Below are 26,473 nucleotides of genomic sequence, written 5' to 3' on the forward strand. Positions count from 1 at the left end.
AAGGCATTGTTAGAGTTGTCTTAAGTGATGAATTTCTTGTTTTATTTCATGGCTGCTCCGGAAGAGGACACATTGTGGCCACCGCGCGGGTAAAATGGCCGATCTTTGCAACTGGAATTGCGATAATCGGCCACGTCGATTTTGGTCAGAGCAGGGTCAGCGAGAGCTCCGTCTTGCCGGCACCCAGTGTCACCTGTGCGGTGCCGGAGTGCTGAAGCGTCAGGCTATCGCCTGCGCTCAGCGAAAACACGCCGCTTGCGCCTTGCGACTGCGCGCCACCCGTTATGCCGTTGAGTGTCATCAGTGTCTCCGTACCGTTGCGCAGCAGCACCGCCCCATGCCCAGACGATGTGGTGGCGACGAGATTGAGGGTGACGAGGTAGATGCCCGCGGCAGGAATCGTGATCGCGTTGCCGCCACCCGCGGCCGCAGCCCCAAGCACGAAACTGCCCTGGTTGAGGGCGTAGGTGGTGAAGCCGCTCTGCTGACCCGATGTCGGTGTGAACGTGGTGCCTGTGCGATAGGCGCGCGCTGCCGGCTGGTTGGGTCGGCTGACACGACCTGTCGGGCTGATGGCGAGACCCGTGCGCCAGGTGGTGCCGTCGCTGATCTTGATGGAGAATTCGGTGTTTCCGGCAAGCCCCATTTCTGCGAACCCGGTCCAGTTGGACTGGAACAGCAGCGATGCGGTGTCGGTTGCGGCCGCCTTGTTGACCTTGATCTGGTGGCCGTTGCCGGCGTGGTTGAAGAGGCTTGCAGGAGACGACAGCGACAATCGGTTGGTGGCATCGGCGACAGCGTTTATGCCGAGCAGGCTCAGGGTGCCCTGATCCGGCAGCGGAACATCCCGCCAGGTAGCGCCGTCGAAGACCCGCAGGCGAGAAGTTTCCGCAAACCATGCCCGCCATCCCGTCTTCACGGTCAGGAAGGTCCAGGCGCCGTCCTGCCAGGCGGCGACGCACCCGGTCTTGCCCGTCCATTCACCGGTTGCGCCAGCGCCGACCAGATGGCGATTGCCCTCGGCCGGCGTCGTCGGCGGAGCCGACAGTTCGGAGAGGATTGTCAGATGCACCAGCGTGTCCAGAACAAGCAGCGCCTCGTTGTGAGTGATGTGTTTTTGCGCCTGCGACGGCAGGATGAAGGGCATGTCGAGTTGGGTGGTCGTATCGGGCATGTCGCGCTCCCAAAGGTTGGCTTGTGTTGGTCGCGTGGATTTTACGGCCGTGCCTGCGCGTAAGGATGTAACCCGTGTTAAGTGACTGAAATATAATACGTGCCTGCGCCAAAATCGGCGCCCGCAACGTCCGGCGTGGCGGGACGGCAACGGTGTGGGGGCTTGTCTCGCCATGGCTGGAAACAGGCGTTCCGATGTCCCGATTGCCCTTGTTTCTTCGTCCGCATGTGCGAATGTGGGCGCAACGAGCACGGGAACACGGCATGCGATATTCCGCCTTATCGATCATCAAGCAGGCGCTTTCGGGCAATCGTCGCTGGACGCCGGCATGGCGCGAGCCGGAGCCGAAACCGCATTACGATGTGATCATCGTCGGCGGTGGCGGGCATGGTCTGGCGACGGCCTACTACCTTGCCAAGGAATTCGGCATCACCAATGTCGCTGTGATCGAGAAGGGCTATATCGGGTCGGGCAATGTCGGCCGCAACACCACGATCATCCGGTCCAACTATCTGCTGGAAGGCAACAATCCGTTCTACGAGATGTCCTTGAAGCTGTGGGAAGGGCTGGAGCGGGACTTCAACTACAATGCCATGGTGTCGCAGCGCGGCGTGCTGAACCTGTTCCATTCCGACGGCCAGCGCGACGAGTATGCCCGTCGCGGCAATGCCATGCGGCTTCACGGCGTCGATGCGGATCTGCTGGACCGCGAACAGGTGCGCAGGCTCGCACCCTATCTCAATTTCGACCACGGCCGCTTTCCCGTCATGGGCGGTCTGCTGCAAAAGCGCGGCGGCACGGTGCGTCACGATGCGGTCGCCTGGGGCTATGCGCGCGGTGCAGATGCGAGAGGCGTCGACATCATCCAGCATTGCGAGGTGACCGGCATTCGTCGCGGACCGGGCGGCGAAGTCGAGGGTGTCGAGACGACGAAAGGCTTTATTGGCTGCAACCGGCTGGCGCTGGCCGCTGCCGGCAACACGACGACGGTCGGGCGGATGGCGGATCTGGCGCTGCCGATCGAGACGCATGTGCTGCAGGCCTTCGTGTCGGAGGGACTGAAGCCAGTCATCGACAACGTCATCACCTATGGCGCGGGACATTTCTACATCTCGCAGTCGGACAAGGGCGGTCTCGTGTTCGGTGCCAATATCGACTACTATTCCTCCTATGCGCAGCGCGGCAATCTTGCGACCGTCGAGGAGACGATGCAGGAAGGCGTGTCGCTGATCCCCGGACTGTCGCGCGCCAAGGCGCTGCGGGCCTGGGGTGGCGTCATGGACATGTCGATGGACGGATCACCGATCATTGACCGCACGCCGATCGACAATCTCTATCTCAATGCCGGCTGGTGCTATGGCGGCTTCAAGGCCACGCCGGCTTCTGGCTTCTGCTTCGCGCATCTGATTGCCAAGAACGAAACCCATCACGTCTCGCGCTTCATGCGGCTCGACCGGTTCGAGCGGGGCTATGTGCTCGACGAGGGCGGCAAAGGCCCGCAACCGAACATGCACTGAGCCGTATCCGCACCGAGACGAAGACCGAGAACAAAGACCGAGATCAAGACATGGCAAGCCTGATTACCTGCCCCCATTGCGGAACGCGGCCGAAGGAAGAGTTTTCGGTGCGCGGTGCCGTGATTGCCCGCCCGTCGGCGTCCGAAAAGGACGAGGCCTGGCACCGCTATGTCTATGTCCGCGACAATCCCAAAGGCAGATATCAGGAGTACTGGCATCACGCGGCCGGCTGCCGCCGCTGGCTGGTGGTCGATCGCGACAATCTCACGCATGAGGTTTTCGGGGTGACGGATGCGCAAGCGTCGAGGGAGGGGAGCCGATGAGCGCCTATCGCCTCGATGCCGGTGGTCTCGTCAACCGGGCCAATCCCCTGACATTCACATTCGACGGCAAGAGCTATACCGGGTTCGACGGCGATACGCTCGCCTCGGCGCTGATTGCCAACGACCAGATGCTGATGGGCCGCAGCTTCAAGTATCACCGCCCGCGTGGCCCGGTGACGGCCGGTTCCGCCGAGCCCAACGCATTGGTGACGATCGGCAGCGGTGCCCGGTCCGAGCCGAACGTGCGCGCAACGGTCGCCGAGCTCTACAATGGCCTCACCGCCGTCAGTCAGAACCGCTGGCCGTCGCTCGCCTTCGATATGGGAGCGGTCAACGGCCTGCTGTCGCCCTTTCTCGGCGCCGGCTTCTACTACAAGACATTCATGTGGCCGGCGATCTTCTGGGAAAAGCTTTACGAGCCTGTCATCCGTCGTGCCGCCGGGCTCGGCAAGCTGACCATGGAGGCGGATCCGGATCGCTACGAGAAAGCTTGGGCGCATTGCGATCTGCTGGTCGTCGGCGCAGGGCCTGCCGGCCTGATGGCGGCACTTTCTGCCGCCCGCGCCGGTGCGCGTGTGCTGATTGCCGATGAAAGTGCCCGCTTTGGGGGCTCGCTGCTATCCGAAAACGTCGTGATCGGCGGGCAGGCGGCGAGCGACTACGCCGCCGGTCTGGTCGAGGAGCTCGCGTCCTTTCCGAACGTGACGATGATGCCGCGCACCACCGCGTTCGGCTGGTATGACGACATGGTGTTCGGCGCCGTCGAGCGGGTGCAGAAGCACGTGCAGACGCCGTCGCCGGATCTGCCGGTCGAGTGTGTCTGGCGCATCGTCGCCAAACGGGCGATCCTTGCCTCCGGTGCCGAAGAACGGCCTCTCGTATTCGGCGGCAACGACCGCCCGGGCGTGATGACTGCGAATGCGGCGCGCACCTATCTCAACCGCTATGGCGTCGCTGTCGGCTCCAAGGTGGCCGTGTTTACCAATGGTGGGTCCGGTTATCGCACGGCGGCCGATCTTTCCGCCCGGGGCGTCGAGGTAGCCGCGATCATCGATGCGCGCGCCGCCTCAACCGATCCGGCGCCCTACGGCGTTCGCGTCATCCATGGCGGCGCCGTCGTCGCCACCAAGGGCCGCAACCGCATCGACGCGCTGGTCGCAGAGCGGGCCGGTTTCGAGGAAGAGATCGCCTGCGATGCGCTGGCCATGGCCGGCGGCTGGTCGCCGATCGTGCATCTGATGTGCCAGCGCGGTGCCAAGCCCGTGTGGTCGGACGCGGCGCAGGCCTTTCTGGCGCCGGATGTGGGCGCAAGCTTCGTCGCTGCCGGCTCGGCTGCCGGTGCCGACAGCATCGCCGCCTGCCTTCGCGACGGGGCATCGAAGGCAGCTGCGTTTTCGACCGAACTCGGCTTTGCCGCCTATGAAGCAAACATTCCCGAGGTGGAAGGCGAATACGATCCTGATTTCGCGCCGCTCTGGTATGTGCCGGGGGCCAAGGACAAGGCCTTTGTCGACTTCCAGAACGACGTGCATGTGGGCGATCTCGGCCTCGCCCAGCGCGAGGGGTTCAGGCACATCGAGCACACCAAGCGCTACACCACGTCAGGCATGGCGACCGACCAGGGCAAGCTCGGCAATGTCGCGACGATCGGCATCGTCGCTGCCATGCGCGGCGTGTCGCCGGCCGAAATCGGCACCACGACCTTCCGGCCGTTCTACACGCCGGTCTCGATGGGCGCGCTCGCCGGCACATCGCGGGCCGAGCACGCGGCGCCGGTCAGGACCTCGCCTTTGCATGGCTGGGCCAAGAAGAATGGCGCGACCTTCGTCGAGAGCGGCCTCTGGTACCGCTCCTCCTGGTTTGCGCGCGACGGAGAAAAAACCTGGCGCGACAGCGTTGACCGCGAAGTGCGCAATGTGCGCGAAAACGCCGGTCTCTGCGATGTCTCGACGCTCGGCAAGATCGAGATTTTTGGCACAGGTGCTGCTGAATTCCTGAACCGGGTCTATTCCAACGCCTTCCTGAAGCTGCCGGTCGGCAAGGTGCGTTACGGCCTGATGCTGCGCGAGGATGGGATGGTGTTCGACGACGGCACGACCAGCCGCCTGTCGGAAAACCACTATGTGATGACCACCACGACGGCTTACGCGACAGAGGTGATGGCGCATCTGGAATTTGTAAGCCAGACCTTCTGGCCTCATCTCGACGTGCGCTTCGTGTCCTCCTCCGACCAGTGGGCGCAGATGTCGCTGGCCGGACCGAAGGCACGGATCATCCTTGCCCGGATCGTGGAAGACGACATTTCCGATGCGGCAATACCGTTTCTCGGTGCGAAGGTCGTCACGCTCAAGGGCGGGCTGAAGGCGCGCCTGTTCCGCATCTCGTTTTCGGGCGAACTCGCCTACGAACTGGCGGTACCCGCAGGCTATGGCGAAGCCGTGGCCGATGCGATCATGCAAGCGGGCCGCGAGGACGGGATCTGCGCCTACGGCGTCGAGGCGCTCAACGTCCTGCGCATCGAAAAAGGCTTTGTCACCCATGCCGAACTGGAAGGCCGCACGACACCCGACGATCTCGGTTACGGGAAGATGATGGCGATGACCAAGCCGGATTTCATCGGCAAGCGCCTCTCGACCCGTTTCGGCCTCACCGCCGCCGATCGCCTTCAACTCGTCGGCCTGAAGCCTGTGGAAACCGACAAGGAGTTCATGGCGGGCGCCCATCTGTTGAAAGATGGCGCGGCCGCGACGCTTGCGGGCGACCAGGGGTTCGTATCATCAGCCTGCTATTCGCCGACGCTCGGACACACGATCGGTCTCGGCCTTCTCAAATCCGGCCGCGAGCGGATCGGCGAGAAGATCACTGTCTGGGATGGACTTCGCGGCACCGAAGTCGCGGCGGAAGTCTGCCTGCCGGTCTTTGTCGATCCACAAAACACAAAACAACATCTTTGAGGGCATGACGATGGCTTTGACACTTCTCCACCGCCATGCGCTCGAAGATCACATCCTGGGCTTCGAGACGAGCGCCAACCCCAACCACCTGTCCGTCGCGCGGCGGCCGGTTTTCTTTTCGGTGCTTGCCCATGCGGGCCAGGAGCAGGCCGTGGGCCTAGCACTCGAGGCTGCCCCGGATATCGCGCCGCGCTTCTGCGGCCCGGCGGAATGGCTGGCGGTGTCGCTCACCGCAGGCTCAGAGACCGTTGCCGGTCACTTATCCGAAATCTCCGGCGCCTCCGTCGTTGATCAGAGCGACGGCAAGGTGCTGATGGCGATTTCGGGACCCAGCGTGCGGCAGATCCTTGCAAAATGCGTCGGCGTCGATCTGCATCCGCAGGCGTTTGCGCAGGGGCATTCCGCAAACATGCTGTTCGGCCACGTCGCAGTGAACCTGGCGCGCACCGGCCCCGACGCCTTCGAAATCATCACGCCCCGGTCGTTCGCCGGCTCGGTCTACGAGGACCTGATGGAAATGGGCCGCGAATTCGCCCTGACGGCATCGTTTTCGGGCGGGTGACGGTGGTGGGCGGTTGCCCAAACTCCCCTCATCCTCGCCCTTGTGGCGGGGATCCAGCGACACGACGTCTGTCGGGTCAAAGACTCCTTCAGCTCAAGGACTTGAGCTGACTGGATCCCCGCCACAAGGGCGAGGATGAGGGAGGATAGGGTGTCGCTCTCGTCAAATGAGCTTCTTCAAGGTTGTCAGCGGTCTGAGCATCGAAGCGCCTCAGTGCTTCTCGCGAACGAAGCTCCAGAGACCCTTTTCTTCGGATGCTGCCATGACGAGGTCCGGCCGCTTTTCGAGCGCCGGGACGAGACTGGAAAGGCCTTCGACGCGGTTCAGGAGGTCGACGAATTCGGGGGCGAGGTCCTCGGCGAAATCGCGGCAGAAGCCCTGGATCACGCCGAACTCGATTGTCTTGCGCGGTGTCGCATCGCGCATCGTGGTCAATACGCTGCCTACCAGTTCGTCGAAGCTCAGCACGTTTGTCATTGCGCTATTCCCTGTCGGTTGGCGTTCATGAAAGGGCATACGCAAGGATTGAAAAATAAGTTTCACGCTCTTGCTCGAACATGGCGCGAAACGAACAGCGACTATGTCGGAAACGACAAATCCGGGTTCGCAGAACAGCCTATTGGCAATTCTCAGGAGGTTCTAGGCTCACCCCAAACAGGCATCAAGTTATGGGAACGGGATCCATGAAAAGCCATGCTCGAGTTGTCGTCATCGGTGGCGGTGTCGTCGGATGTTCGGTCCTCTACCATCTGACCAAGCTCGGCTGGAGCGATGTCGTGTTGCTCGAGCGTTCGGAACTTACCTCCGGCTCCACCTGGCACGCGGCGGGGGGCATGCATACGATCAACGGCGATCCGAACGTCGCCAAGCTGCAGAAATACACGGTCGAACTCTACAAGGAGATCGAGGCCTATTCCGGCCAGGATATCGGCCTGCACATGACCTCCGGACTGATGCTGGCGGCGACGTCGGAGCGGTTCGACTGGTTCAAGTCGCTGCTCGCCAAGAGCAAATACGCGAATGGTGAGGCACGGCTCGTCTCGGTCGAGGAGGCGCATGCGATGATGCCGTTGCTCGACCCGACGCAGTTCGTGGGCGCCGTGTTCGATCCGCATGAGGGCCATCTCGACCCCTACGGCACAACCCATGCCTATGCGAAATCGGCCAAGAAGAACGGTGCCGAGATCTATCTGCATACCAAGGTCGAGGATCTGGTGCAGCTTCCCGACGGAACCTGGCGGGTGATCACGGACAAGGGCGAGATCCGCTGCGAACATGTGGTGAATGCGGCCGGTCTCTGGGCCCGCGAAGTGGGGCGCATGGTCGGGCTGGAGCTGCCAGTGCTGGCCATGGAGCACATGTATCTGATCACCGAGGACATGCCTGAGGTCATCGACTTCAACAAGACGTCCGGCCGCGAACTGATGCACTGCGTCGATTTCGACGGCGAGATCTACATTCGCCAGGAACGCAACGGCATGCTGATGGGCACCTATGAAAAGGACTGCCGGCCGTGGTCGCCAATCGAGACGCCCTGGACGTTCGGCCATGAACTCTTGGCCGAGGACCTTGAGCGCATCACGAACGAGCTGGAGGTTGGCTTCCGGCATTTCCCGGCCTTCAACAATGCCGGCATCAAGACGATCATCAACGGGCCCTTCACCTTTTCGCCAGACGGCAACCCGCTTGTCGGGCCCGTGCGCGGCATGACGAATTTCTGGTCGGCCTGCGCTGTCATGGCCGGGTTCAGCCAGGGCGGCGGCGTCGGGCTCGCGCTTGCCAACTGGATCGTCGAGGGCGATCCCGGCTTCGACGTGTTCGCCATGGATGTAACCCGTTACGGCGACTATGCGTCGCTTGCCTATACCAATGCGAAAGTGCGCGAAAACTATTCCCGCCGCTTCTCGATCCGCTATCCCAACGAGGAACTGCCGGCTGCCAGGCCGCTGCTGACGACGCCGGTCTACGACGCGCTGAAGGCGAGGGGTGCGGTGTTCGGCGCGTCCTACGGGTTGGAAACGCCGCTGTGGTTTGCGCCAGAGGGCGTCAAGGATGCGTTTTCCTGGCGTCGTTCCACCGATTTCGAGCATGTCGGCCGCGAGGCAAAGGCGGTGCGCGACAGTGTCGGGCTGATGGAGACATCCGGGTTCGCCAAATATTCGATCGGGGGCGAGGGCGCGCATGCCTGGCTCGATCATATTCTCGCGGGCAAGGTTCCAGCCGTCGGCCGCATGGCGCTTTCGCCGATGCTGAACGAGGCCGGCAAACTGATCGGCGATTTCACGCTCGCCAATCTCGGCGACGATGCGTTCCTGCTGATCGGCTCCGGGATTGCCGAAGACTATCATATGCGATGGTTCGAGACGCATCTGCCGGACGATGATTCGGTTTCGTTCGATTGCCTCAATCTCGGTCTCGTCGGCCTGTCGATTGCTGGCCCCCGGTCACGCGATGTGCTGCAGAAGCTTACCCATCTCGACCTTTCGGATCAGGCTCTGCCGTTCATGGGCATCGTCGAGATCGATCTCGGCATGGCGCCGGTCATCCTCGGCCGTGTCAGCTATACCGGCGATCTCGGCTTCGAGCTTTGGATGAAGCCGGAATATCAGCGCTATCTGTTCGATCTCATCATGGAGGCCGGTGCGGAGTTCGGGATCACCCTGTTCGGCCTCCGCGCCTTGAATGCGCTACGCGTCGAAAAATCCTTCGGCAGCTGGTCTCGCGAATACCGGCCGCTTTACGGTCCCGTGGAAGCGGGGCTCGGTCGCTTCATCGCCTATGGCAAGGAGGCCGATTTCATCGGCAAGGCCGCGGCGATCGAGGAAAAGGCGGAGGGCGGCGCGCTGCGTCTCGTCACCTTCGTCGTCGATGCAAAAGATGCGGACGTGCTCGGCGACGAGCCGATCTCGCTTGACGGCCAGGTCTGCGGCTGGGTGACATCGGGTGGTTACGCCCACGCCGCCGGCATGTCGGTTGCCATGGGCTATGTGCCGAAGGAGGTCTCCCAAACGGAGGAGGGGTGGCAGATCGAGGTGCTCGGTCAAATGCTGGACGCGAAGCTGCAGCTGCATCCCATCTTCGATGCCAACGGGTCGCGCATGCGGTCCTGACCGTCGAAAGCTGAAAAAGCGGATAAGCCAAGACCGAAGCAGACCAGAGGTTATTTCTCTATAGTTTTTGCCATTCGTGTGGAAATCGTGCCGTTTTTTCAACAATGCCAAGCGGATTTGCGTCACGTGCTGCAAAAGCCACTGAAATTATGTCTGCCTCTTTCTTTTGCACTTCACATTTCGATTGAAACCGGTAGGAATCAAAAAAATTGAAGATCCTATCAGGGACATTCAAGCGAAAGATGCGGCCGCCAAGGATCGCATCCGCAGGGGAAAATATATGGAATATTTTATCCAGCAGCTCATAAACGGGCTGACTCTCGGATCCATCTATGGGCTCGTGGCAATCGGCTATACGATGGTTTACGGCATCATCGGCATGATCAACTTTGCCCATGGTGACATCTTCATGCTCGGCGGCTTTGCCGCCCTGATCGTGTTCCTGCTTGCCACATCCTTCTTCGCCGGCATTCCGGTGGCGCTGCTGCTTTTGCTGATGTTGCTCGTCGGCATGCTTATGACAGGCCTTTGGAACTGGACGATCGAGCGGATCGCCTACCGGCCGCTGCGCGGCTCGTTCCGCCTGGCGCCGCTGATCACCGCGATCGGCATGTCGATCTTCCTGTCGAACTTCATCCAGGTGACGCAGGGTCCGCGCAACAAGCCGATCCCGCCGCTGGTCACCGACACCTATCATTTCGGTGCGATCACGGTGTCGCTGAAGCAGATCCTGATCGTCGTGATCACCTCGATCCTGCTGTTCGCGTTCTGGTACATTGTCAACAAGACGCCGCTCGGCCGTGCCCAGCGCGCCACCGAACAGGATCGCAAGATGGCGGCTCTGCTCGGCGTCGATGTCGACAAGACGATCTCGATCACCTTCATCATGGGCGCGGCTCTCGCCGCCGTCGCCGGTGCCATGTACCTGATGTATTACGGTGTCGCCTCGTTCAACGACGGTTTCATTCCGGGTGTGAAGGCATTTACCGCAGCCGTTCTCGGCGGCATCGGCTCGCTGCCGGGCGCTGTTCTCGGCGGGTTGCTGATCGGCCTCATCGAGAGCCTGTGGTCGGCATATTTCTCGATCGCCTACAAGGATGTCGCGACCTTTGCGATCCTCGCCTTCGTGCTGATCTTCAAGCCGACCGGCATCCTCGGTCGTCCTGAAGTGGAGAAGGTGTAACATGGCGACCGTATCGGAAACCGTTCCCAACAACGTCATGGCCAAGGCGATCAAGGAAGGCATCTTTGCAGGCGTCATCGCCTTCCTGATGTTCCTCCTGTTCGTCGGCATCGAGACCTATCAGGACATCAACAACCAGCTCGTCTGGCGCACCCGCTGGGGCCTGCTTGCAGTGTTCGTGGCAGTCGCTGCCGTCGGTCGCTTCCTGACCGTCGCCTTTATCAAGCCCCATCTCGACCGTCGCAAACTTGCCAAGGCCAAAGCCGGCATTCTCGAGATTTCGGAAGAGAAGAGCTTCTTCCATCGCCACTTCCTCAAGTTCGCGCTGGTCTTCCTGCTCATCTATCCATTCCTGTCGCTGCTGATCGTCGGCAAGCAGGGCTCGCTGAAATATGTCGACAACTTCGGCATCCAGATCCTTATCTACGTGATGCTCGCCTGGGGCCTCAATATCGTCGTCGGTCTCGCCGGTCTGCTCGATCTTGGCTATGTCGCCTTCTATGCGGTCGGCGCCTATTCCTACGCGCTTCTGTCATCGTATTTCGGCTTCTCGTTCTGGCTGCTGCTGCCGATGTCCGGCATTCTCGCCGCGCTCTGGGGCGTCATCCTCGGCTTCCCGGTGTTGAGATTGCGGGGTGACTACCTTGCCATCGTGACGCTCGCCTTCGGGGAAATCATCCGGCTTGTTCTGATCAACTGGACTGATGTCACCAAGGGCACGTTCGGTATCTCGGGCATCGCCAAGGCGTCGTTCTTCGGCATCTGGTCGTTCGATACGGGCTCCCCGAACAATTTCGTCAAGGCCTGGGGACTGTCGGCTTCGTCGGTCTATTACAAGATCTTCCTGTTCTACATCATCCTCGCGCTCTGCATGCTGACGGCCTACGTCACCATTCGCCTGCGTCGCATGCCGATCGGTCGTGCATGGGAAGCGTTGCGCGAAGATGAAATCGCCTGCCGTTCGCTCGGCATCAACACCGTCACCACCAAGCTCACGGCGTTTGCCACGGGCGCGATGTTCGGCGGTTTTGCAGGCTCGTTCTTTGCGACCCGCCAGGGCTTCGTCTCTCCGGAAAGCTTCGTCTTCCTGGAATCGGCGGTCATCCTGGCCATCGTGGTTCTCGGCGGCATGGGTTCGCTGACCGGTATCGCGATCGCCGCTGTCATCATGGTCGGCGGCACCGAAATCCTGCGCGAGATGTCGTTCCTGAAGATCATCTTCGGCCCCGACTTCACCCCGGAACTCTACCGCATGCTGCTGTTCGGGCTGGCGATGATCATCGTCATGCTGTTCAAGCCGCGTGGCTTCGTGGGCTCGCGTGAGCCGACAGCCTTCCTGAAGGAGCGCAAGGCCATCTCCGGCAGCTTCACCAAGGAAGGCCACGGCTGATGGCGACGGATATGACGACTATGACGAAAGACACGATCCTGAGGGTCGAGCATCTGTCGATGCGGTTTGGTGGCCTGATGGCGATCGACGACTTCTCGTTCGAAGCCAAGCGCGGCGAAATCACCGCGCTGATCGGCCCGAACGGCGCCGGAAAGACGACGGTGTTCAACTGCATCACCGGCTTTTACAAGCCGACGATGGGCATGCTGACCCTGCATCGCAGCAACGGCCGGGAGTTCCTTCTGGAACGCCTTCGCGATTTCGAGATCAACAAGGTCGCGGGCGTTGCCCGTACCTTCCAGAACATCCGGCTGTTTTCCGGCCTGACGGTTCTCGAAAACCTGCTGGTCGCGCAGCACAACGTGTTGATGAAGGCTTCGGGTTACACGATCCTCGGCCTCTTGGGTCTGCCGACCTATAAGAACGCTGCCAAGGCCGCGATCGAAAAGGCCGAATACTGGCTGGACAAGGCGGATCTGACAGACCGCGCCGACGACCCGGCCGGCGATCTTTCCTATGGTGCCCAGCGCCGGCTGGAAATTGCCCGCGCCATGTGCACAGGGCCGGAACTTCTGTGCCTGGACGAGCCCGCCGCCGGCCTCAACCCGAAGGAATCGCTGACGCTCAACGCGCTGTTGCGCGGCATCCGCGACGAAGGCACGTCGCTGCTCCTGATCGAGCACGACATGTCCGTCGTCATGGAGATTTCGGATCACGTCGTGGTTCTGGAATACGGCCAGAAGATTTCCGACGGAACGCCTGATCACGTGAAGAACGACCCGAGGGTGATCGCAGCCTATCTCGGCGTCGAGGATGATGAAGTTGAAGAAATCGAGGAAAAGCTCGACAAGGGCATTATTGAAGAGGGGTCCGTCTGATGGCCGGTGAACCCCTTCTGAAAGTCCAGGGCGTCGAAACCTACTACGGCAACATCCGGGCCCTCGACGGCGTCAATGTCGAAGTCAACAAGGGCGAGATTGTCAGTCTGATCGGCGCCAACGGTGCCGGCAAGTCGACGCTGATGATGACGATCTGCGGCAGCCCGCAGGCCCGCAAGGGTCAGGTCATCTTCGACGGCGAAGACATCACGCAGGTGCCGACGCATCTGATTGCGCGCCGCCGTATTGCCCAGTCGCCGGAAGGCCGCCGCATCTTTCCGCGCATGACCGTGCACGAAAACCTGCAGATGGGCGCCGGTCTCGACAACCTCAAGTATTTCAAAGAGGACGTCGAAAAGATCTTCACCCTGTTTCCGCGCCTCAAGGAACGCCAGGCCCAACGCGGCGGCACGCTGTCGGGCGGCGAGCAGCAGATGCTGTCGATCGGCCGTGCACTGATGGCGCGTCCGAAACTCCTTCTTCTGGACGAGCCGTCGCTCGGCCTCGCACCACTGATCGTCAAGGGCATTTTCGAGGCGATCAAGAAGCTGAACAAGGAAGAGGGGCTCACCGTGTTCCTCGTCGAGCAGAACGCGTTTGCGGCACTCAAACTGTCCGATCGCGCCTATGTGATGGTCAATGGCAAGGTGACGATGTCCGGCTCCGGCAAGGAACTGCTCGCAAATCCCGAAGTCCGCGCCGCCTATCTCGAGGGGGGCCGGCATTGAGCACCATGATCATCATTCCGGCGACCGGGGGACACTGAGATGCAGGGCCTGTTTTTCGAAACCGATACTGGCGTGCGTTATTTCCTGCGCGCACTCGTCATGGTCCTCGGCTTCTGGACGGCGTGGCGCGCCGGCAAGGCGGTCGCAGAAGGCTGGAACGGCTATGGCCATGTCATCGCCTACACGCTGCTGCTGGCCGTCGCGATGCAGTTCATGCATTACGCGCTGTTCCAGGGACCGTTCATCAGCCCGTTCCATTACATCATTGATGTGGTGCTGCTGATGGCGTTTTCCATCTCCGGATTCCGCATTCGCCGCACCCGTCAGATGGTTCAGAACTACTACTGGCTCTATCAGCCTGTCTCCGCTTTCTCATGGAAGAAGAAAGATTGACAGTCGCTCATTTCTGACTTCAGATTGGGTTGGGTCAAATAAGAATACACCAGAGGGTGGAACATTTCTCCGGCGCAATGATGGTGGGTATTGCGTCCGGGTCCCAAAAAACCGCTCACCTAAAAACTGGGAGTAAATCAATGAAGAAGTCTCTTCTTTCCGCCGTCGCGCTGACGGCGATGGTCGCATTCAGCGGCAACGCCTGGGCCGATATCATCATCGGCGTTGGCGGCCCGCTGACCGGCCCGAATGCTGCATTCGGCGCGCAGCTGCAGAAGGGTGCTGAACAGGCTATCGCCGATATCAATGCCGCCGGCGGCATCAACGGCGAAAAGCTGGTCATCGCGCTCGGCGACGACGTTTCCGATCCGAAGCAGGGCATTTCCGTTGCCAACAAGTTCGCGTCCGATGGCGTGAAGTATGTGGTCGGTCACTTCAACTCGGGCGTTTCGATCCCGGCTTCGCAGGAAGTCTATGCCGAAAACGGCATGCTCGAAGTCACCCCTGCAGCAACCAACCCTGTCTTCACCGAGCGCGGTCTGTGGAACACGTTCCGCACCTGCGGCCGTGACGACCAGCAGGGCGGCGTCGCCGGCAAGTATCTCGCCGAGAAGTTCGCCGATGCAAAAATCGCGATCATCGACGACAAGACACCTTACGGCCAGGGTCTCGCTGAAGAAACCATGAAAGCCTACAACGCGGCCGGCAAGAAGCAGGTCATCCGCGAAGGCGTCAACGTCGGCGACAAGGATTTCTCGGCGCTGATTTCCAAGATGAAGGAAGCCGGCGTTTCGATCATCTACTGGGGTGGTCTCCACACGGAAGCCGGCCTGATCATCCGTCAGGCGAAGGATGCTGGCCTCAAGGCAACGCTCGTATCGGGTGACGGTATCGTCTCCAACGAACTGGCCTCGATCGCTGGCGATGCAGTCGAAGGCACGCTGAACACGTTCGGTCCCGATCCGACACTGCGTCCGGAGAACAAGGAACTGGTTGCCAAGTTCAAGGCTGCCGGCTTCAACCCTGAAGCCTACACGCTCTATTCCTACGCAGCCGTTCAGGTCATCGCCGAAGGCATCAAGCTTGCTGGCAGCCCTGACGACGCAGAAGTCGTTGCCAAGGCTCTCAAGGAAAAGGGTCCGTTCAAGACCGTTCTCGGCGACATGGCTTTCGACGCCAAGGGCGACCCGAAGCTCCCAGGCTACGTCATGTACGAGTGGAAGAAGGGTCCGGACGGCAAGTACAGCTACTTCCCGCAGGGCTGAGCCTTCAAGGCTTGAACCATCATTCGACAGGAAGCCCGGCCATTGGCCGGGCTTTTTGCATTGATGCCTGCAGGGTTCAGATATCGAGCTCTAAGTTTCCCGAGCTCAAACCCTGAAAATCCCATCAGAAACTTTCGGGGGTGAAACTGGCAAACCGCGCAGCGGGAAGAGGGCCGGCGGTCATCAGTGTGAAATCGAAATTCGACTTTGCTTCCGATCCCAGAACGTATTGACGGTGCACGCGCAGGAAATCGCGCTTGATCCTGTTGTAGCGCTCGGGCGCCATCATCCGCTTGACCCTGATGAAGGCAAGCGTCGCCTGGGGTGCATCTTCATGTCCTGCAAGCGCCACGACGCGGCTCTTGTAGAAATGAATGCTGTCGGTGAGGCACTGAACCTCCAGCCAGAAGATCCCGGGCGTCCGCGCAATGCGGCCGACACATTCGCGCAATGTCGTAGCGGGCCGCAGCAGCGAGCATTGCAGGATCGCGCCACCGAGCGTCACGAAGCTCACCTTGCGTTCGCTCCGAGCGGGGCCTCGCCTGAACGCATCAGGACTTTCCGCAAGCAGCATGCCGGTCACGTGGGTCGCGACAGCCGATCCCATGCTGTGCGAGGTGATGAGATATTCGTCCGCGTCCTCCTCTAAGGCTTCGCGGACACCCTCAATGCAGCTCGCCAGCCAGGCGTTGACATCGGGCCTGTCGAGATTGCCCATCGCGTCGGCCATTTCCCAGTCGGCAAACAGGTGCAGCGTGTGAAACCGCGCCATGAAGGGCAGGAGGGCGTAGCGGAACAGCGCAAGACCAAGCGGTATGCTCCACAACAGATGCAACATATTGAGCCCGAGCAGTGCGGGCAGGGCAGCGATCACGGCGGTGAGCCCAAGCGCTACCGCCACCAGCAGGAATGGAAACAGGAAAAACAGGCCGAACCGCCATGCATGCCTGAGATAGCCGGCCATGCCGCCCTGGGTGACGATGCGCAAGGCGCTTCCATAACCGTTGAGAATACGGCGCAGCAGCGGCTTGCCGTTCAGGCTGTCCACCAGCGCGCAATGGTCGAAGATGTAGAACCGGCTTTGCGTGCCGCCGTCGGCTGGATCCGGGGCGCTACAGGCGATGTCGAAATACGCAGTCTTTGCGGTCCGCTGCAGATCGCCCGCCTGGAGATCCAGGTTCCATGTCTTAGCGCTCTGGGCCGCCGCGCGCACATAGCGGGCATGGTGCATGCCGGCATCGAGCGGCTCGAAGCCCGGGAAATGCAGGACGACGCGTTTCCTCACCCGTTCCGCCGTCGGGGAGTTATCTGCGTCGTGGGGCGTCTGTGCCGTCAAAGGCGATTGAGTAGTCATGACTGCGGAGTTCCGGATGCAGCTTGTCTAAGCAGTTGAGGGTGCGCGCGGATCTATCCCTTGGCATCGCCGACTGCAAGTGTCTGGCCCCGGTCGGTCCGTTTGCGTCTAGTCCGGCCGGTCGCCTGTGTGCAGGACGTTCGCCGCCATAACCGCTGCCGAGGCGCGGTTTTCGACGCCGAGCTTGATGTAGATCTGCTCGAGATGCTTGTTCACGGTGCGGGCCGACAGACCGAGGATATCGCCGATATCCTTGTTCGCCTTGCCCTTGGCGATCCATAAGAGCACTTCCGACTCCCGTTGCGTCAGCGGAAAGTGCTGGCGCAGGATTTCGTCGTCCGGCCGCTTGATGACGGCGGCCGACAGTCGGAACAGGAACTCGTCGGCGCCGATCGCACCAAGAAACGCAAACTGCAGGCTGGTCTGCAGGTTTTCCGACAGCGAGAAGGCGGCGTTTCGGGCAAAGCCTGCCGTATCGCGCTCTGCCATCCAGGCGCCGATGCGGCCCGCGACGATCGCAATTCCATCGTCGCTTTCCGTTGCTGCATTCATCAGCCGCGTTGCTTGCGGCGTCGACCAGCGGATCGAACCGTCGTTTCTGACCGCAAGCAGATGCCGGCCGGCGGCATCGAGCGCGACGCGGGCGCTCTGGGCGGAGCGGGCGTTGGAAAGATGCACCCGTATTCTTGCCCGCAGCTCGTCGATATTGATCGGCTTGCTCAGATAGTCGACGCCGCCGCTGTCGAGCGCGTTGACGACATGCTCGGTCTCGGTCAGGCCCGTCATGAAGATCACGGGCACCTGAGCTGCAGCATGCGCCTTCAGTTTGCGGCAGGTCTCGAACCCGTCCATGCCGGGCATCACGGCGTCGAGCAGGATCAGATCGGGCGTGATGCGCTCGACGATTGAGAGGGCTGCCTGTCCCGACGTGGCGATCAGCACCGAAAAGCCGGATTGCTCCAGCGCTTCAGTCAGAAAACCGAGCGTGTCGGGACTGTCGTCCACCAGGAGGACGATATCGCGCGGTGTCGTCGCGTCAGCCATCGTTGTTTTCCCGTTCTTCCAGTTCCTGTGTCTCCATGCGTTCCAGGTATTTCATGTAACCGGCCATGTCGAAGGCCTTTACATAGGTTCCGAGCTCTTCCGCGAACGGGCGGTGGGATTGATCGGTCGCCAGATCCGCGAGCTTGGCTTCGATGCCGCGCACGTAACCGATTTCGCCGAGCCGCAGGAGATCCTGAAGATGGCCCGTCCCGGGGCTGATGACCGGCTGCTTGACCAGCGCCGAAAGCGCCAGTGCCGGTGCTTCGTCCTCGTAGACCCATTTGAGGGAGAGATGCGAGGCAAGCTTGTCGGCAAGGCGGCGCAGGTTGACGGGCTTGGACAGCGTATCGTCATGCCCTTCGCCGCCGGCATCTGCGGTGGTGCCATCGCCGATATTGGCCGAGAGCATGATCATGGGCGCCGTCTGGCCTTCCTCGCGCAACCGCGACACGAGCTGCCAGCCGCTCATGCCGGGCATGGAGATGTCGACCAGAAACAGGTCCGGCCGAACACCCTCGATCAGCGTCAGGCATTCCGGCCCGTCGACGGCAGTCAGGATGACGAAGTCCATAGGCGCCAGCACCTCGCGCATCAGGTCGCGGTGATCCTGGTTGTCGTCCACCACGACGATGGTGCGGCGCGGACCGCTGTAGGAGACGATCTTGCGCTCGGCCTCCGGTGTCGTGTTCGGCCGTTCGATGGCCGACAGCATGAGCCGCACCTTGAAGATGGAGCCTTCACCCTTCGTGCTGGCAACCGAGATTTCACCGCCGAGCGTGTTGGTCAGAAGCTGGGTAATGGTGAGGCCCAGCCCAAGTCCCGGCATCGGCCGTATGCTTTCCGCTTCGCCGCGCTGGAACGGCTCATAGATACGGCCGAGATCCTTCTCCGCAATGCCGCGGCCCGTATCGGTCACGGTGAAGGTGGCGACCTGGCTGCGATAGGCGATCTCGAAACGAACCGTACCTTCGTCGGTAAATTTGACCGCGTTGGAGAGGATGTTGACGAGAATCTGGCGAAGCCGCTTTTCGTCGGTGCGCACATATTGCGGAAGCGTGCGGGCGCGCACGTGTTCGAAGGCGAGACCCTTGGCCTGCGCCTGGAGGCTGAACATCTCGACGATCTGGTCGAGGAAATCCTGGATGTTGATCTCGTTCGAATAGACCTGCAGCCGCCCGGCTTCGATCTTGGAAATGTCGAGTAGCCCGTCGATCAGGCCGGAAAGATGGTCCGCGGACCGCTTGATCACCTTGATCGCCGATTGCCGCGGGGCAGGGATGGTGTCGTCGCGTTCCAGGATCTGGGCATAGCCCAAAACGGCGTTGAGCGGCGTGCGCAGCTCGTGGCTGAGGCCAACGACATACCGGCTCTTGGCACGATTGGCGGCTTCGGCGGTTTCCTTGGCGTCCTGCAGCGCCGCGTCGGTCTTCTTGTGCGCCGAGATTTCCTTGAGCAGAAGCGTGTTCTGCCGCGAGGATTCCTCCTCGGCCACCATTCGGCTGTCATGCGCCAGCACGTAGAACCAGGAGAAGATGCCGGTGATGATGGCAAACACGAAGAAGACGATGAGGATCGTGCCGTAGATGACATCCGCATTGGCAGGCGCTGCCTGGCCTACCTGATAGGCGATAAGCGACAAGATGGCCCCGATTGCCGAGATCGAGATCACCGCCGTCATCCCGTAGCGGCCGAGCCGGGTCGTCAGCTTTGCAATGACGCGTTCGGTGAGGAAGGTGCGTGCCACCGTGCCGATCTGCGTGTTCAGCCGCGCATGCGGCTTGCACATGTCGTGGCAGCGGCTGTCCAGCGAACAGCAGAGCGAGCATATCGGTGCCGCATAGGCCGGGCACCAGGCCATGTCCTCGTGCTCGAACGGGTGTTCGCAGATCGAGCAGGTGATCGAACCCAGCGTCTTCCAGCTCTGGCGCGGTTTTCGGGCGAGATAGTATTTGCCCTTTGTGGCAAACGCGATCACCGGCGACACCACGAAGGCGCTGAGCGTCAGATAGGTGGCGAGCGACGCCATCAGCGGGCCGAACAGGCCGAAATGGGCGGTCAGCGCAATGCCTGTCGCACCGAACATGGCGCCGAGACCGACCGGATTGACGTCATAGAGATGGGCGCGCTTGAACTCGATGCCGGGCGGCGACAGACCGAGCGGCTTGTTGATGAAGAGATCCGCCGAAATCGTGCAGAGCCAGCTCATCGCGACGATCGAGAAAATGCCGAGCGTTTCCTCGAGCAGCCGGTAGATGCCAAGCTCCATCAGAAGCAGCGCGATGATGACGTTGAACACCAGCCAGACGACGCGGCCGGGATGGCTGTGGGTCAGGCGCGAGAAAAAGTTCGACCAGGCAAGCGACCCCGCATAGGCGTTCATCACGTTGATCTTCAGCTGCGACACGACCACGAAAGCCGCCATCAGCATCAGCGCCGCGGTCTCGTTGGGGATCATGTAGCCGAAGGCGGCGAGATACATATGGGCGGGATCGGCCGCGTCCTCGACCGGCACAGCGCTCGAGAGCGTCAGCACTGCGAGGAAGGAGCCCGCGAGAAGTTTTGGCACGCCGACCAGAACCCAGCCGGGTCCAGCCAGAAACACCGCGAACCGGTGGCGCCATTTGCGCTGCCCTTCCGGCGGCAGGAAGCGCAGGAAATCGACCTGCTCGCCGATCTGCGGCATCAGCGCCAGGATGACGGCCGACGCTGCCCCGAATTCCACCAGATCGAACGGCGCCGAACCGCCGATTTCGCCGTTCGAATGGCCACTGCCGGCAAAGGCGCGCCAGAGGTCGAATTTCTGCCAGTCCATGAAGGCAATGAAGACAAAGGGCAGAATGTTGAGGATGATCCAGAACGGTTGGGTCAGAAGCTGGAAGCGCGAGATCAACTGCACGCCGTAGATGACCAGCGGGATCACCACCGCGGCCGAGATGATATAGCCGATCCAAGGCGGAATGCCGAAGGCGAGATCTAGCGCGCCGGTCATGATCGACGCCTCGATCGCAAACAGCATGAAGGTGAAGCTCGCATAGATCAGCGAGGTGATGGTGGAGCCGATATAGCCAAACGAGGCGCCGCGGGTGAGGAGATCGATATCGACCCCGTGGCGGATCGCATAGCGGCTGATCGGCAATCCCACGACCAGCATGACGAGAGCGGCCACCAGAATGGCGAAAAACGCGTTGGTCGTGCCGTAGGAGAGCGTAATCGCCCCGCCGATCGCCTCCAGTGCCAGAAACGAGATCGCGCCGATCGCCGTCTGCGAAATCCGGCTCGACGAAAACCGCCTAGCGCTCTTTGCGGTAAACCGCAGCGCATAGTCTTCCAGCGTCTGGTTTGCGACCCAGCGATTGTACTCACGGCGAACCGGTATGATGCGTTGGCGTGCTGCCATGCCTAAAAACGATCGCCTTTATCGGGGAGACTGATATTTAGGCAGTTTCGACTTTGGTGCAGCGTTTTGCAAGGGCGGTTTTACCGCCGCTCACACCTCGCTGCGCTTCAGCAGGTAATCCAGCCCACCGGCGCGATACCAGCGATAGCCATAGGGCTCGATCACGATGTGATGCTTGCCTTTGTCGTCCGCTGTGCTGTCCGAGTCGTCGGCGATATCGATCAGGTTGCGCCCCGCATCCTCGAGGCCCACGTCGAAGGTGATCTCCACCGGCCGGTCGTGGAAATTGTGGAGGATCACCAGCGCATTGTCGCGCCAGTCGTATCGCATGGCGAGCACACCGTCATCGCCGGTATCGAGGCATTCGAACGTGCCCCAGCCGATCTCAGGCGCTTCCTTGCGCATGCGGATCATCCGCTCCGTCCAGTTGAGCATGGAATCGGGATCGCGACGCTGGATGGCGACGTTGACGTGGTCGAAGCCGTAAGGGCCCTCGTGGATGACAGGCAGGATCGGTTTGTCGCTCTTGGTGAAGCCGCCCTGAGGCTCGTTCGACCACTGCATCGGCGTGCGGGCGCAGTTGCGCTCCGGCAGCGACAGGTCGTCGCCCATGCCGATTTCGTCGCCGTAGCGCAGAACCGGCGTGCCGGGTAGGGAATACATCAGGCTGTAGGCGAGTTTCAGCCGGCGCGGATCGCCACCCAGCATCGGCGCCAGACGGCGGCGAATACCGCGGTCGTAGAGCTGCATGTCCTTGTCCGGACCCATCTTGTCGAACACCGTCTGGCGCTGCTTGTCGGTCAGGCGGCCGAGGTCGAGTTCGTCGTGGTTGCGCAGGAAAATGCCCCACTGGCCGGTCGCCGGGCGTTCCTTGGTGTCGTTCATCGCCTTTGCCAGTGGCCGCACGTCGGCGCTGGCCATCGCGTAAAACAGCGACTGGTTGACGTGGAAGTTGAACATCATCTGCATCCGGTCGCCGTCGTCGCCGAAATATTGCAAGTTCTCCTTGGGAACGACATTCGCTTCGGCGAGAATGATGCTGTCACCCTGGCGCCATTGCAGGAACTCGCGGAAGGACCGCAGCATGTCGAACTGCTCCTTCGGCTTTTTGATGTCGGCGCCCTTTTCGGCAATCACGAAGGGCACGGCATCCATGCGGAAGCCTGAGACACCAAGCTGCAGCCAGAAGCCCATGATCTTCAGGATCTCGGCCTGCACATGCGGGTTGGCGGTGTTGAGATCCGGCTGGAATTCGTAGAAGCGGTGGAAATAGTACTCGCCGGAGGCCTTGTCGCGCGTCCAGGTCGTCTTCTGGATGCCCGGAAACACCATGCCCTCATCGGCATTGGCCGGTTTCGTCTTCGACCAGACATACCAGTCGCGGTAGCGCGAATTCTTGTCGGCACGGGCTTCCTTGAACCAGGGATGTTCGTCCGATGTGTGGTTGACGACGAGATCGATCAGGACACGGATGCCGCGTTGCTTGGCACTGTGGGTGAACTCGACGAAATCGCCGAGCGTGCCGTAGCGCGGATCGACATTGTAATAGTCGGAGACATCATATCCGTCGTCGCGACCGGGAGACGCCTGGAACGGCATCAGCCAGATCGCGGTCACCCCAAGGCCGGCGAGGTAATCCAGGCGCCGCTGCACCCCTTGAAAATCGCCGACCCCGTCACCGTTGGAATCCATGAAGGTTTCGACATTGAGGCAATAGAAGACGGCATTTTTGTACCAGAGGTCGTTGATCACGGGATGCTCCACGGCTTCGTTCGATCCGAGGCAATCGCGTCAGCCGCAAAATTGTTCCCGCCCGATTGTGAGTTTGCGATCAAGGCTCGCAAAATGCCCCGTCGGCCCCGTGTAATAACGCTTGCTATTTTACCCGGATCAGAGGCTATGCTTCATCATCAACATGAGGAGATAGGTCATGGCCAAGGGTCAGGTACGCGGCAACAAGGAAACGCGCAAACCCAAGAAGGACAAGGCCGCTCCAGCGGCTGCGCCGACTTTGGGTTCGCAGGTCAAGTCGGCCGAAAGCAACACCAAAAAGAAGTAATCCGCTCCGTCGTCATGCCGCGATCTCCTTGGTCGCCGGCAGACACAGGACGGCTTCAAGACCTCCCATATGCGACCGGGAGAGGCTCAGCTTCCCGCCGTAAGCATTTGCAATGTCGCCGGAAATCGCCAGGCCAAGGCCTGTTCCGGCGCCATCGCTGTCTTCCTCCTGCTGGCCGCGGACACCGCGCTTCAGCATGGAGGCGTAACGCTCCGGCGTGACGCCCGGGCCATCGTCCGCGATACGCAGCAACACCATCCCGCCATCGCCTCTCGATGCCGTCAGCTCGATGCGCCGTCTTGCAAAACGGACAGCGTTGTCGAGAATGTTGCCGATCGCTTCGGCTGCGTCGGCCGGGTCCGCCTGGACCGTGAGCGCCGGATCGATATCGAGCTCCCAGTCGATCCCGCGGTTTTCTGTGACGGGCGACAGCACGCTCACAAGCTTTCCCGAAATGCCGAGAAGCGATGTCGTCGCCATCTGTTCGACGCCCATTCGTGCGGCCTGCAACTGCCGGTCGGCGCGCTGGCGCACCAGCTCGATCTGCTGCAGGGCCGTTTCGCGACGGGCGCCCGGCAAATCTTCGACGAGATGGGACAGAACGGTCAGAGGCGTCTTCAGGCCATGTGCAAGATCGCTTGCCCGGGCGCGCGCCCTCTCGACGGCATTTTCCCGCTCCGACAGAAGAAGGTTGATCTCGTTGACGAGCGGCGTGACTTCGCTTGGCCCCTGCGCACCGATGCTCGGCAGGCGACCCGCCCGGATATCGGCTACATCTTGGCGCAGGCGGGAAAGCGGCCTCAGACCGACGAGGCTCTGGAGGAGTGCGGCAAGGAAAAGCAGGGCACCGATGGCGATCAGCATCATGACCAGGGGCCGGTGATAGGTGGCGAGCGCTTCTTCCATGTCGTTCTTGGAGAAGGCGGTGTAGAGGGTGAAGCGCTGCAGGGCATCGCCTTCGCCGATCGACATCTCCCTGACCGTGATCAGGATCGGGCCACCATCGGGTCCCTCGGTCTGGTAGAAGCCGCAATAGAGATCGGGAGAAAACAACTGCCGCGAAAGTTCCTGGTCCCAAAGCGAGCGCGAGCGCAGCGGAGGTTTCCCGTTGGCTGGCGATATCTGCCAGTAGAGGCCACCGGCCGGGATCTGGAAGCGTGCATCGGACGGCTCGCTGGCCAGGGAGAGACCGTTCTGCTGAATGGTCAGCCGGGCGCCGAGCGCGTCCGAGACGGCCGTCATCTCCGCGGAATACTGGTCGGCGACATAATCCTCGAACAGGTGGCCGAGCACGAACCAGGCCAGCCACAGGGCCACGCCGATCGATATGAGGGCACCGATTGCCAGACGAAAACGCAGGGAGCGGATCACGGGCGTTTCTCCGGCAGAACGTATCCAAAGCCGCGGCGGGTCTCTATCGCATCGCTGTCGGTTTTCTTGCGCAAGCGGGCCACCATCGCCTCGACGGCGTTCTTGGCGGCGTCGTCGTCGCGGCCCTGAACCTGGCTTGCAAGCTCCGCTGGCGTCAGGACGGCACCGGGACGGTCGATGAACAGCGAGATCATGCGGTATTCCAGAGGGCTCAGATCCAGTTCGCGTCCGTCGAACGTCACGCGGCGGGCCTGCTCGTCCAGCGTGAAGCGGTCGGCCGATTTGACGCGGGCCTGAACCTTGCCGGTTCGGCGAAGCAGCGCCTTCAGCCGGGCGAGCAGCTCCTCGCTGCGAAACGGTTTCGGCAGGTAGTCGTCGGCGCCCGCGTCGAAGCCATCGACGCGTTCCATCCAGGACCCGCGCGCCGTCAGTACGAGGACGGGCGTATCGACGCCGCTTGCCCGCCAGCGCTTGAGAATTGAAAGCCCGTCCATCCCCGGCAGGCCGAGATCGAGGATGATGGCTGCATGGTCGCCTGTCTCTCCCCGTTCCCAAATGTCTGGTCCGTTCGACAGAGTTTCGACGAAATAGCCCTCGCGACTGAGCTTCTCGACAACGAGCGCTGCGATCTGGGGATCGTCTTCGGCAAGCAGGATCTTCATGATATCAACCGCCTCCCAGAAGCGAGCCGCTTCTCGCATCGACCCGCAGGGTGCGGATGGCACCGTTGTTGTCGCGCAGTTTCAGTTGATAGACGTCGCGCGACTGCGAGCGGCTGAGACGGATGTCAATGATGCGACCATACCTGGTGGCGTCGATCTTTCTCAGCATCGTCTTTAGCGGCATGATCTGACCGCTGCGAACCGCGTCGCGGGCCCGATCGGAATCGTTTGCGCCATAGCCGGCACCCGATGTGTCATGGCTTCCCGCACCGTCCTTGCCGTGGTCATCACCGCCATCGTCGTCGCCGCCGTGGTTATCGCCATCATCGCCACCGCCGTCATTGCCCGAACCGGACGATCCGCCACCATCGCTGCCGCCGTCGCCATCCTTGGCGAATGCGGGCGCAACGGGCGTGACGATCGCCGACCCGAGTGTGGCCGCGAGCAGCGCAGCAAGATAGATACGACGGGTCACGCCCATTGATACTCCGGATAGGACTGTGTGGCAGCGCTTTTGAGCCGCGAAACACTACTCTGCCATGATGGCGATGTTGCTGCAAACGGCCGCACCCCCGCCGGCATCCGGCGGGGGTGCGGACTGTGGTCGGACAAAGCCTATTTGTGGCCGCCGCGCGTGCCGCCCTTGTGGTCGTTCTTGTTGTGGTTTGCAGAGTCATCGCTGCTCTTGCCGCCGCGCTTTCCGCCCTTGTCGTCGTTCTTGTCGTGGGTCGCGGCGTCATCGCTGCTCTTGCCGCCACGCTTGCCACCCTTGTCGTCGTTCTTGTCATGGGTTGCCGCGTCGTCGCGGCTCTTTCCGCCACGCTTGCCGCCCTTGTCGTCATTGGCATCATGGTTCGGACCATCGTCCGCACCCTGGCGGGCAAACGCTGCGGATGTGCCGGCAAAGGGAACGGCTGCCTGGACCAGTGGCACCGAAGCGGTGAGGGCGAGTGCGGCGGCGAAGGTCGTCAGAGCAAGTTTCGTTTTCATGGCATGTTTCCTCTCGTATTTGGTTGACGAGTGCAGAATGCCATGGGGGCCCTGACAGGCCACTGAGTGCCGCTGTCAGCAAACTGTCAGACTGGCGTGCCTTTGCCTCCAACGGGCCG

Annotated in this window: 22 protein-coding genes; 12 read left to right on the top strand and 10 right to left on the bottom strand. The window is 61.5% G+C overall.

Annotation, left to right across the window (positions count from 1 at the left end):
• Nucleotides 1–145: 145 nt before the first annotated feature.
• Nucleotides 146–1,174, bottom strand: coding sequence for a DUF2793 domain-containing protein (locus ACQY1J_RS08865; protein ID WP_430251215.1), 1,029 nt, complete (start codon nucleotides 1,172–1,174; stop codon nucleotides 146–148).
• 263 nt (nucleotides 1,175–1,437) lie between these two features.
• Between ACQY1J_RS08865 and ACQY1J_RS08870 the strand changes: the two genes are divergently transcribed.
• From ACQY1J_RS08870 to ACQY1J_RS08885, 4 genes are read left to right on the top strand one after another with little or no spacing between them, the layout of a single operon-like run.
• On the top strand, nucleotides 1,438–2,691 hold the full coding sequence (locus ACQY1J_RS08870) for a sarcosine oxidase subunit beta family protein (RefSeq protein WP_062455194.1): 1,254 nt from the start codon (nucleotides 1,438–1,440) through the stop codon (nucleotides 2,689–2,691).
• A 50-nt stretch (nucleotides 2,692–2,741) separates the two neighbouring features.
• Entirely contained in the window at nucleotides 2,742–3,014 is a 273-nt protein-coding gene (locus tag ACQY1J_RS08875) for a sarcosine oxidase subunit delta (RefSeq protein WP_192077451.1), read from the top strand.
• Nucleotides 3,011–5,968 carry a sarcosine oxidase subunit alpha family protein gene (locus ACQY1J_RS08880; protein ID WP_430251216.1) on the top strand — a complete coding sequence of 986 codons (2,958 nt, stop codon included), beginning with the start codon at nucleotides 3,011–3,013 and terminating at the stop codon, nucleotides 5,966–5,968. Before ACQY1J_RS08875 ends, ACQY1J_RS08880 begins: the two co-directional genes overlap by 4 nt.
• Before the next feature lie 10 nt (nucleotides 5,969–5,978).
• Nucleotides 5,979–6,530, top strand: a complete 552-nt coding sequence (locus ACQY1J_RS08885; protein WP_430251217.1) for a sarcosine oxidase subunit gamma — start codon at nucleotides 5,979–5,981, stop codon at nucleotides 6,528–6,530.
• Nucleotides 6,531–6,740: 210 nt separating this feature from the next.
• On the opposite strand, the gene ACQY1J_RS08890 is transcribed toward ACQY1J_RS08885, so the two are convergent.
• Nucleotides 6,741–7,007 carry a hypothetical protein gene (locus tag ACQY1J_RS08890; RefSeq protein WP_062582644.1) on the bottom strand — a complete coding sequence of 89 codons (267 nt, stop codon included), beginning with the start codon at nucleotides 7,005–7,007 and terminating at the stop codon, nucleotides 6,741–6,743.
• Nucleotides 7,008–7,213: 206 nt separating this feature from the next.
• Here ACQY1J_RS08890 and ACQY1J_RS08895 point away from each other — a divergent pair, with 206 nt between their 5' ends.
• The 7 genes from ACQY1J_RS08895 (at nucleotide 7,214) to ACQY1J_RS08925 (ending at nucleotide 15,477) form a co-directional block, all read left to right on the top strand.
• Nucleotides 7,214–9,640, top strand: coding sequence for a GcvT family protein (locus ACQY1J_RS08895; protein WP_430251218.1), 2,427 nt, complete (start codon nucleotides 7,214–7,216; stop codon nucleotides 9,638–9,640).
• Between the two features lie 280 nt (nucleotides 9,641–9,920).
• Nucleotides 9,921–10,823, top strand: a complete 903-nt coding sequence (locus ACQY1J_RS08900; protein ID WP_062455207.1) for a branched-chain amino acid ABC transporter permease — start codon at nucleotides 9,921–9,923, stop codon at nucleotides 10,821–10,823.
• Nucleotide 10,824: 1 nt separating this feature from the next.
• A complete protein-coding gene (gene livM, locus ACQY1J_RS08905) occupies nucleotides 10,825–12,213 on the top strand; it encodes a high-affinity branched-chain amino acid ABC transporter permease LivM (RefSeq protein ID WP_113109884.1) in 1,389 nt (462 codons plus the stop codon).
• Nucleotides 12,213–13,091 (top strand): ABC transporter ATP-binding protein, encoded by an 879-nt coding sequence (locus ACQY1J_RS08910; RefSeq protein WP_062455210.1) that lies wholly within the window; start codon nucleotides 12,213–12,215, stop codon nucleotides 13,089–13,091. Before livM ends, ACQY1J_RS08910 begins: the two co-directional genes overlap by 1 nt.
• On the top strand, nucleotides 13,091–13,819 hold the full coding sequence (locus ACQY1J_RS08915) for an ABC transporter ATP-binding protein (RefSeq protein ID WP_062455212.1): 729 nt from the start codon (nucleotides 13,091–13,093) through the stop codon (nucleotides 13,817–13,819). The genes ACQY1J_RS08910 and ACQY1J_RS08915 overlap by 1 nt, the downstream gene beginning before the upstream one ends.
• A gap of 39 nt (nucleotides 13,820–13,858) precedes the next feature.
• Nucleotides 13,859–14,212 carry a DUF6867 family protein gene (locus tag ACQY1J_RS08920; RefSeq protein WP_062455213.1) on the top strand — a complete coding sequence of 118 codons (354 nt, stop codon included), beginning with the start codon at nucleotides 13,859–13,861 and terminating at the stop codon, nucleotides 14,210–14,212.
• A gap of 140 nt (nucleotides 14,213–14,352) precedes the next feature.
• The gene (locus ACQY1J_RS08925; RefSeq protein WP_062455215.1) at nucleotides 14,353–15,477 is read left to right on the top strand and encodes a branched-chain amino acid ABC transporter substrate-binding protein; all 1,125 of its coding nucleotides are present in this window, start codon (nucleotides 14,353–14,355) and stop codon (nucleotides 15,475–15,477) included.
• A gap of 124 nt (nucleotides 15,478–15,601) precedes the next feature.
• On the opposite strand, the gene ACQY1J_RS08930 is transcribed toward ACQY1J_RS08925, so the two are convergent.
• The 4 genes from ACQY1J_RS08930 to ACQY1J_RS08945 form a co-directional block, all read right to left on the bottom strand.
• Nucleotides 15,602–16,831 carry a hypothetical protein gene (locus ACQY1J_RS08930; protein ID WP_430251219.1) on the bottom strand — a complete coding sequence of 410 codons (1,230 nt, stop codon included), beginning with the start codon at nucleotides 16,829–16,831 and terminating at the stop codon, nucleotides 15,602–15,604.
• 108 nt (nucleotides 16,832–16,939) lie between these two features.
• Complete coding sequence (locus tag ACQY1J_RS08935) at nucleotides 16,940–17,875, bottom strand: DNA-binding response regulator (protein WP_325265833.1); 936 nt, start codon at nucleotides 17,873–17,875, stop codon at nucleotides 16,940–16,942.
• Nucleotides 17,868–21,272: a hybrid sensor histidine kinase/response regulator gene (locus ACQY1J_RS08940; protein WP_430251220.1), complete on the bottom strand. Its 3,405-nt coding sequence runs from the start codon at nucleotides 21,270–21,272 to the stop codon at nucleotides 17,868–17,870. The genes ACQY1J_RS08935 and ACQY1J_RS08940 overlap by 8 nt, the downstream gene beginning before the upstream one ends.
• 90 nt (nucleotides 21,273–21,362) lie before the next feature.
• Nucleotides 21,363–23,024 carry an alpha-amylase family protein gene (locus ACQY1J_RS08945; RefSeq protein ID WP_092660124.1) on the bottom strand — a complete coding sequence of 554 codons (1,662 nt, stop codon included), beginning with the start codon at nucleotides 23,022–23,024 and terminating at the stop codon, nucleotides 21,363–21,365.
• A 178-nt stretch (nucleotides 23,025–23,202) separates the two neighbouring features.
• Between ACQY1J_RS08945 and ACQY1J_RS08950 the strand changes: the two genes are divergently transcribed.
• Nucleotides 23,203–23,331, top strand: a complete 129-nt coding sequence (locus ACQY1J_RS08950) for a hypothetical protein (RefSeq protein WP_256413792.1) — start codon at nucleotides 23,203–23,205, stop codon at nucleotides 23,329–23,331.
• Between the two features lie 12 nt (nucleotides 23,332–23,343).
• Here the strand turns inward: ACQY1J_RS08950 and ACQY1J_RS08955 are convergent, their stop codons facing one another.
• The 4 genes from ACQY1J_RS08955 to ACQY1J_RS08970 all read right to left on the bottom strand — a co-directional run bounded on the left by ACQY1J_RS08955 (nucleotide 23,344) and on the right by ACQY1J_RS08970 (nucleotide 26,354).
• Complete coding sequence (locus ACQY1J_RS08955) at nucleotides 23,344–24,702, bottom strand: sensor histidine kinase (RefSeq protein WP_430251221.1); 1,359 nt, start codon at nucleotides 24,700–24,702, stop codon at nucleotides 23,344–23,346.
• Nucleotides 24,699–25,364 (bottom strand): response regulator transcription factor, encoded by a 666-nt coding sequence (locus tag ACQY1J_RS08960; protein WP_113164992.1) that lies wholly within the window; start codon nucleotides 25,362–25,364, stop codon nucleotides 24,699–24,701. The genes ACQY1J_RS08955 and ACQY1J_RS08960 overlap by 4 nt, the downstream gene beginning before the upstream one ends.
• 4 nt (nucleotides 25,365–25,368) lie before the next feature.
• The gene (locus ACQY1J_RS08965; RefSeq protein WP_430251222.1) at nucleotides 25,369–25,845 is read right to left on the bottom strand and encodes a PepSY domain-containing protein; all 477 of its coding nucleotides are present in this window, start codon (nucleotides 25,843–25,845) and stop codon (nucleotides 25,369–25,371) included.
• 134 nt (nucleotides 25,846–25,979) lie between these two features.
• Nucleotides 25,980–26,354, bottom strand: coding sequence for a hypothetical protein (locus ACQY1J_RS08970; RefSeq protein WP_430251223.1), 375 nt, complete (start codon nucleotides 26,352–26,354; stop codon nucleotides 25,980–25,982).
• Nucleotides 26,355–26,473 lie beyond the last annotated feature (119 nt).

Source organism: Neorhizobium sp. DAR64860/K0K1 (genome assembly GCF_050500205.1).
GTDB lineage: Bacteria > Pseudomonadota > Alphaproteobacteria > Rhizobiales > Rhizobiaceae > Neorhizobium > Neorhizobium soli.

Excerpts from the sequence above, each read along its gene's own strand:
- ACQY1J_RS08865 (WP_430251215.1), bottom strand. The coding sequence starts at position 1,174 with ATGCCCGATACGACCACCCAACTCGACATGCCCTTCATCCTGCCGTCG.
- ACQY1J_RS08870 (WP_062455194.1), top strand. The coding sequence starts at position 1,438 with ATGCGATATTCCGCCTTATCGATCATCAAGCAGGCGCTTTCGGGCAAT.
- ACQY1J_RS08875 (WP_192077451.1), top strand. The coding sequence starts at position 2,742 with ATGGCAAGCCTGATTACCTGCCCCCATTGCGGAACGCGGCCGAAGGAA.
- ACQY1J_RS08880 (WP_430251216.1), top strand. The coding sequence starts at position 3,011 with ATGAGCGCCTATCGCCTCGATGCCGGTGGTCTCGTCAACCGGGCCAAT.
- ACQY1J_RS08885 (WP_430251217.1), top strand. The coding sequence starts at position 5,979 with ATGGCTTTGACACTTCTCCACCGCCATGCGCTCGAAGATCACATCCTG.
- ACQY1J_RS08890 (WP_062582644.1), bottom strand. The coding sequence starts at position 7,007 with ATGACAAACGTGCTGAGCTTCGACGAACTGGTAGGCAGCGTATTGACC.
- ACQY1J_RS08895 (WP_430251218.1), top strand. The coding sequence starts at position 7,214 with ATGAAAAGCCATGCTCGAGTTGTCGTCATCGGTGGCGGTGTCGTCGGA.
- ACQY1J_RS08900 (WP_062455207.1), top strand. The coding sequence starts at position 9,921 with ATGGAATATTTTATCCAGCAGCTCATAAACGGGCTGACTCTCGGATCC.
- livM (WP_113109884.1), top strand. The coding sequence starts at position 10,825 with ATGGCGACCGTATCGGAAACCGTTCCCAACAACGTCATGGCCAAGGCG.
- ACQY1J_RS08910 (WP_062455210.1), top strand. The coding sequence starts at position 12,213 with ATGGCGACGGATATGACGACTATGACGAAAGACACGATCCTGAGGGTC.
- ACQY1J_RS08915 (WP_062455212.1), top strand. The coding sequence starts at position 13,091 with ATGGCCGGTGAACCCCTTCTGAAAGTCCAGGGCGTCGAAACCTACTAC.
- ACQY1J_RS08920 (WP_062455213.1), top strand. The coding sequence starts at position 13,859 with ATGCAGGGCCTGTTTTTCGAAACCGATACTGGCGTGCGTTATTTCCTG.
- ACQY1J_RS08925 (WP_062455215.1), top strand. The coding sequence starts at position 14,353 with ATGAAGAAGTCTCTTCTTTCCGCCGTCGCGCTGACGGCGATGGTCGCA.
- ACQY1J_RS08930 (WP_430251219.1), bottom strand. The coding sequence starts at position 16,831 with ATGACTACTCAATCGCCTTTGACGGCACAGACGCCCCACGACGCAGAT.
- ACQY1J_RS08935 (WP_325265833.1), bottom strand. The coding sequence starts at position 17,875 with ATGGCTGACGCGACGACACCGCGCGATATCGTCCTCCTGGTGGACGAC.
- ACQY1J_RS08940 (WP_430251220.1), bottom strand. The coding sequence starts at position 21,272 with ATGGCAGCACGCCAACGCATCATACCGGTTCGCCGTGAGTACAATCGC.
- ACQY1J_RS08950 (WP_256413792.1), top strand. The coding sequence starts at position 23,203 with ATGGCCAAGGGTCAGGTACGCGGCAACAAGGAAACGCGCAAACCCAAG.
- ACQY1J_RS08960 (WP_113164992.1), bottom strand. The coding sequence starts at position 25,364 with ATGAAGATCCTGCTTGCCGAAGACGATCCCCAGATCGCAGCGCTCGTT.
- ACQY1J_RS08965 (WP_430251222.1), bottom strand. The coding sequence starts at position 25,845 with ATGGGCGTGACCCGTCGTATCTATCTTGCTGCGCTGCTCGCGGCCACA.
- ACQY1J_RS08970 (WP_430251223.1), bottom strand. The coding sequence starts at position 26,354 with ATGAAAACGAAACTTGCTCTGACGACCTTCGCCGCCGCACTCGCCCTC.